Source organism: Lysinibacillus sp. NPDC093688, assembly GCF_050280145.1.
GTDB classification, from domain to species: Bacteria; Bacillota; Bacilli; order Bacillales_A; family Planococcaceae; genus Lysinibacillus; species Lysinibacillus xylanilyticus_B.
On record NZ_JBNNUX010000019.1, the window covers coordinates 84,994 to 89,643 of the forward strand.

Here is a 4,650-nt window from a genome sequence, read left to right on the forward strand (position 1 = left end):
CGTTCGCACAGATAAAACATTGTTGCTGTCGCTTCGCTTTCGCACAGACAAATTGCCACAGGACGTGGCGTTCTTAGACTGAGTTCCTCTATTTCAGCGGGTGTTTGGCACCCACTGAAAGAAGTTAAAAGTATTTTTGCAGCGAAAGACGAACCTCCGCTGCAAAAAATTTAATCTTGTTCTTGTGTTAACATCTTGATATTGATACGACCATCACTTTTTTGTAATTCTACTAAAAATAATCGTTGTAGCCAAGCTTCTTCAACATAATAATGATTGGCAATTTTAATGATTGGTTCTGAAATAGTAGAATATCTACGTTGATTAAATACATAAAATCCAGATTCTTTCGGGAATCGGAAGGTGCGATTATCACTATTGATATAATATCCATTTTTGCCTTCACCAGCAGTATATCCTAGATACGGCAACAATGTATCAGCTTTATACAATACTTGTCCTTCATCAAGAATCACATGAACATCTTTTCTCAAAACATCATTCACGTAAACATCTCGATCATCCTCAAATAAAAGTGGATATGTGCCATTTTCTTGGGCCGCATTCAACTTAAAATAAGACGTTTTTGCATCTAATACCTTTGATAATAGATCGTCCATTGATGCAGGGGAAATCGGCTCTTCCCCTAGCTTATCCAAAGCTTCCTGCCATGTTGCCTCTTGATTTGCTGTCATATATTCTTTTAACGTCTTCACGATTTTCTTTGCTTTATCTGAACCAATTGTATCCTTCACTAAATAGGATGCCACAACTTCCGGCAACCATGTTGGTGAATCTTTAAACTTATATTGTGACTTTATTTGCGACAATATAACTTCCTGTTCAACTGCTTGTTCAGTTAGCTCAGGCAAAAATAAAAGTCGGCCATCATGTTCTTTCACTGGATTTTTCTCTTGAATAATGGCCATATGTTGATCATTCAAAAACTTGGTGTTTTCCAATGACTTCAAGAAATCCTTCGAAATAGCTCCCCGGGCATAAATAGATAACACAGGCGTTTGCTCTTGTACTTTTAAATTACCCGTTTGCCAATAAATATCACGAACTGTACCATATCCACTAAACATTGTATAGTTAACAAGTGATAGTTTTTGCTGACCTACTAAAGGCAATCCCGTAATCCATTGACCAACAATTTTACTATCGGTTGAAATATGTACTACGGAATAAGATGCTTCACCATTCGTTAATGTAGCGAAAACATTTTGGATGAGCATTGTATCTTTTAAGCCACCCTCAATCGGAATTATGTATGAAACAGATTGTGATTTAGTCTCTCCTTTTTTAAAATAGGAGACTTCTTTTGATAAGCGCTCACAGCTTTTTTCGTTATCGATAAAGCAACTAGGGTTTACTGCATTTTCCGGCCACTTTATTTTCACCTTTTGGTTGGGTAAATTTTTAAAATGTTGACGAATATCCAAGCTATTTTCTCGATAGACAATTTCTATCTCTTGCGAAAAATGGAATTCGCCATTGCCTGTTTCTAAATCAGACGAATAAGCATGGTACTGAAAAAATAATGTTCCGGTAATGATTAGTGCTAGAATGGAAAAAAAACTCATTGCAAATTTCATGTGCTTGACCTCCCGCAGCATGATACTATGTGTATTGGAAAGGATGTGCAATTTTTATGCCACAACAATTTATAGAATTAGGTGAGGGCTATGGTGATGTTTATGAGCTACTTGAAATTGTGAAAACCAATCAAGATCGCTTCCACCAAGCCTTTATACTAACATCCACTAAAGAAGAAAAAAAGGTTGCCTCTTTAGCAATCGCTTTAAAACCAGTCGGTGAAAGTAAATTCATGCCGATTTATATTTGTCGAGAAGGCATCCCTTATAATGAAGAGCAGCCTTCACAGCGACAAAAAATGTTTGAAGAAAGTATTAAACGACTAGATAGAAAAGCGGTTGTTGTAGAAATAAAGCACTCTTCTATATTTTCGGAATCAAAACTATTTTATCAATACTTAATTGGAATAATGAGACTTCATCACTATATTCCAGCGTTGACATAATATTATAGACCTGCTTTATAGTCATATTCTTTCGCTTTATCTGGCTTTGCATTTTCAAACTCAGTTTTAACAAATGGACGATAAGACTTTGCAACGTCTTTCACGAATGGAAGGCGTTGTAGTTTTGTTGTCATTGATTCAATTTCCTCTCGCTCGCAATAAAGCACTACATATTTTTGCCTCCGAGAAATATAAAGAACATGACCATATTTCCGAAGAGACTTCGCATGTTTTAATTGATGGACGTAAACGATTAGTCCTTGGCGTTCGTTCATAGTATTCCCCTCATTTCTTACATAAAAGAATACCATAGACCGGAAAATGATAGCAACAGAGTTTAGCTGACAGAACGCTCGATTTTCCGTTATAATGGAAAAGCATATAACGTTGACTAAGAGTTTTACATTCACTTATGCAAGCTAATTGAGTACTAGTTTAAGTTAGAACTTTGTTTATTCACAAAAGTGAAATTGCCGGTACTATTTATATCATTTTTAATTGTTAAGGAGGACGAATATGGGTAAGAAAACAAAGATTGCGCTTGCAATCGCAGCGGCAAGTGCAGCTGCTTGGGCAGGTAGTAAAGCTATTTCTAAACCTCAACAACGAGAAGGTAAACAAGCATTACAATTTGATCACCCAATTATTCTCGCACATCGTGGCGGTGCTCATTTAGCACCTGAGCATACAATGCCTGCTTTTGAAAAAGCTGTGCAGTTAGGTGTTCAAGGCTTTGAAATAGATATTCGCTTAACCAAAGATGAGGAAATCATCGTTTTCCATGATGATACTGTTGATCGTACGACAGATGGCTATGGACTTGTTGCAGACATGACTTTAGCAGAAATAAATGCATTAAACCACGGTTATCAATTTGAAGATTTGGATGGGGAATTTCCTTATCGAGATGAAAAAGTAGACGTTGTAACTTTACGCGAATTACTAGAATCTTATCCAAATATGTTGGTGAATATTGATATTAAAGATGCGCCAGATACGTATGAAGGAAGTTTAATGCCGTCTAAACTATGGCGTTTAATTGAAGAGCTTGGTACTGAGAATCGAGTAGTTGTCACAAGCTTTTACGGTGAACAGATCGATCGCTTTAATTTATATGCGCAAAATCTAGTAGCACTCGGTGCAGGTGAATCAGATGTACGTAAAGCATTCGCTTCTTTCTCAAGCCAGTTCGGACATTTATATCATCCAAAGGTAGATGTATTCCAAATACCACCTAAATCAGGAGTAATCAACCTAGATTCTCCGAAGTTTATCCAGTTTTTAAGCAATTTAAATATCCCTGTTCATTATTGGACGATCAATGACGTAGCAACAATGAATAAATTAATTCACAACGGTGCAAAAGGTATTGTTACAGATCGACCTGATATCGCTGTAGAATTACTACAAAAATAAGAACCATGGAATGGAGCTTAACTTCCATTTTAATTAGGTTACATTAATGGGTAAGGGCTGCTTTTTATAGCCCTTACCTTTTATTTTAATATTTTCTTCTTATAAAATTAGCAGGTACCGGGGATAAATTTAATTCTCTCGCCCACACAGAAAGCTGCCCTATATGATGAATTTCATGTGCAATAGTATGGTGTAAAATATCATTTTTTGTATAAGTATTTGTATCCCAAGAGACCTTTACGATTTCATCGCTTAAATTGTCATTATGCTTCAAATATTCAATAATTTCTTCATGTAATTCAATTGAAAGATTTTTTACTTTTTCAAGCGTTCTATATTCATCAAAATTGAATATTCTGTCTCTTTCACCCATAATGCCACGAATCCAGCTATATTCAACATCAATAATATGAAAAAGAGTATACAGAATACTACCTACTCCGCCACTTCGCTTTTGCAACAATTCCTCTATATTTAGTTGATTACACCACTCAAACCATTCGTCTCTTACTTGCCAGTTATATTCAAAAAATTTGATCATGTGGCCGCACCCCTTAGATTTTTTAGTAAGTTTTAGCAAAGACTAATAAACAGTCGAGCTGACGAAAACCCCACTGTTTAAAGTTCTATCATCACCATAACGTGTGGTAATGAATTTTAAAGTTTTTCGTTATTGTAAATGATGCAATACCGCATCCGTTACATCACGTAATGTCGCTTTTCCTCCCAAATCACCTGTTTTAATACCTTGCGCTAATGTTGCTTCCATCGCATTCAGCACTTTTGCACCAACCTCATGATAGCCTAAGAAGTCAAGCATCATTTTGCCTGTCCAAATTTGTCCAAGCGGATTAGCGATCCCTTGTCCTGCAATATCAGGAGCAGAACCATGAACTGGTTCAAACATGGATGGATATTGTCGTTCTATATTTAAATTTGCAGCCGGCGCAAGTCCGATGCTCCCGATACGAAAAACATATACATTTCTTAAAAAATGTAGACATCTCAACTGTGACACAACTTATATCTTTCGATTTTCGTTTTGTGTCTTCCTTATTCTTCGAGCCTGGTTTTGCGAAAAGCTACTGCCATTTTGTATGACTCTCCAAAGGCTTAAATTCCGCAGTATCGTTGCGTACACATCTAAGGCTTAGTTTCAGTTAAATTCCTTAGATTGAGTAATTTGCTAA

Annotated in this window: 5 protein-coding genes and 1 pseudogene; 2 read left to right on the forward strand and 4 right to left on the reverse strand. The window is 36.2% G+C overall.

Annotation, left to right across the window (positions count from 1 at the left end):
* Positions 1 to 170: 170 nt before the first annotated feature.
* On the reverse strand, positions 171 to 1,598 hold the full coding sequence (locus ACQKN2_RS15655; RefSeq protein ID WP_427415768.1) for an RNA polymerase II: 1,428 nt from the start codon (positions 1,596 to 1,598) through the stop codon (positions 171 to 173).
* Between the two features lie 56 nt (positions 1,599 to 1,654).
* Between ACQKN2_RS15655 and ACQKN2_RS15660 the strand changes: the two genes are divergently transcribed.
* Entirely contained in the window at positions 1,655 to 2,044 is a 390-nt protein-coding gene (locus ACQKN2_RS15660) for a DUF7147 family protein (protein WP_323645306.1), read from the forward strand.
* Between the two features lie 2 nt (positions 2,045 to 2,046).
* Here ACQKN2_RS15660 and ACQKN2_RS15665 read toward each other — a convergent pair whose 3' ends face one another.
* Positions 2,047 to 2,319, reverse strand: coding sequence for a YlbG family protein (locus tag ACQKN2_RS15665; protein WP_323645307.1), 273 nt, complete (start codon positions 2,317 to 2,319; stop codon positions 2,047 to 2,049).
* 241 nt (positions 2,320 to 2,560) lie between these two features.
* On the opposite strand from ACQKN2_RS15665, the gene ACQKN2_RS15670 reads away from it, so the two are divergent.
* On the forward strand, positions 2,561 to 3,460 hold the full coding sequence (locus tag ACQKN2_RS15670) for a glycerophosphodiester phosphodiesterase (protein ID WP_427415769.1): 900 nt from the start codon (positions 2,561 to 2,563) through the stop codon (positions 3,458 to 3,460).
* Between the two features lie 85 nt (positions 3,461 to 3,545).
* Here the strand turns inward: ACQKN2_RS15670 and ACQKN2_RS15675 are convergent, their stop codons facing one another.
* Together ACQKN2_RS15675 and ACQKN2_RS15680 are read right to left on the reverse strand one after the other, a co-directional pair.
* Positions 3,546 to 4,001 (reverse strand): DinB family protein, encoded by a 456-nt coding sequence (locus tag ACQKN2_RS15675; RefSeq protein ID WP_427415770.1) that lies wholly within the window; start codon positions 3,999 to 4,001, stop codon positions 3,546 to 3,548.
* A 129-nt stretch (positions 4,002 to 4,130) separates the two neighbouring features.
* Positions 4,131 to 4,427, reverse strand: a pseudogene (locus tag ACQKN2_RS15680) (isocitrate/isopropylmalate family dehydrogenase); the annotation flags it as partial.
* Between the last annotated feature and the right edge of the window lie 223 nt (positions 4,428 to 4,650).

What these genes read in the sequence shown, in the direction of transcription:
- ACQKN2_RS15665 (WP_323645307.1), bottom strand. Translation starts at nt 2,319, where the DNA reads ATGAACGAACGCCAAGGACTAATCGTTTACGTCCATCAATTAAAACAT.
- ACQKN2_RS15660 (WP_323645306.1), top strand. Translation starts at nt 1,655, where the DNA reads ATGCCACAACAATTTATAGAATTAGGTGAGGGCTATGGTGATGTTTAT.
- ACQKN2_RS15655 (WP_427415768.1), bottom strand. Translation starts at nt 1,598, where the DNA reads ATGAAATTTGCAATGAGTTTTTTTTCCATTCTAGCACTAATCATTACC.
- ACQKN2_RS15675 (WP_427415770.1), bottom strand. Translation starts at nt 4,001, where the DNA reads ATGATCAAATTTTTTGAATATAACTGGCAAGTAAGAGACGAATGGTTT.
- ACQKN2_RS15670 (WP_427415769.1), top strand. Translation starts at nt 2,561, where the DNA reads ATGGGTAAGAAAACAAAGATTGCGCTTGCAATCGCAGCGGCAAGTGCA.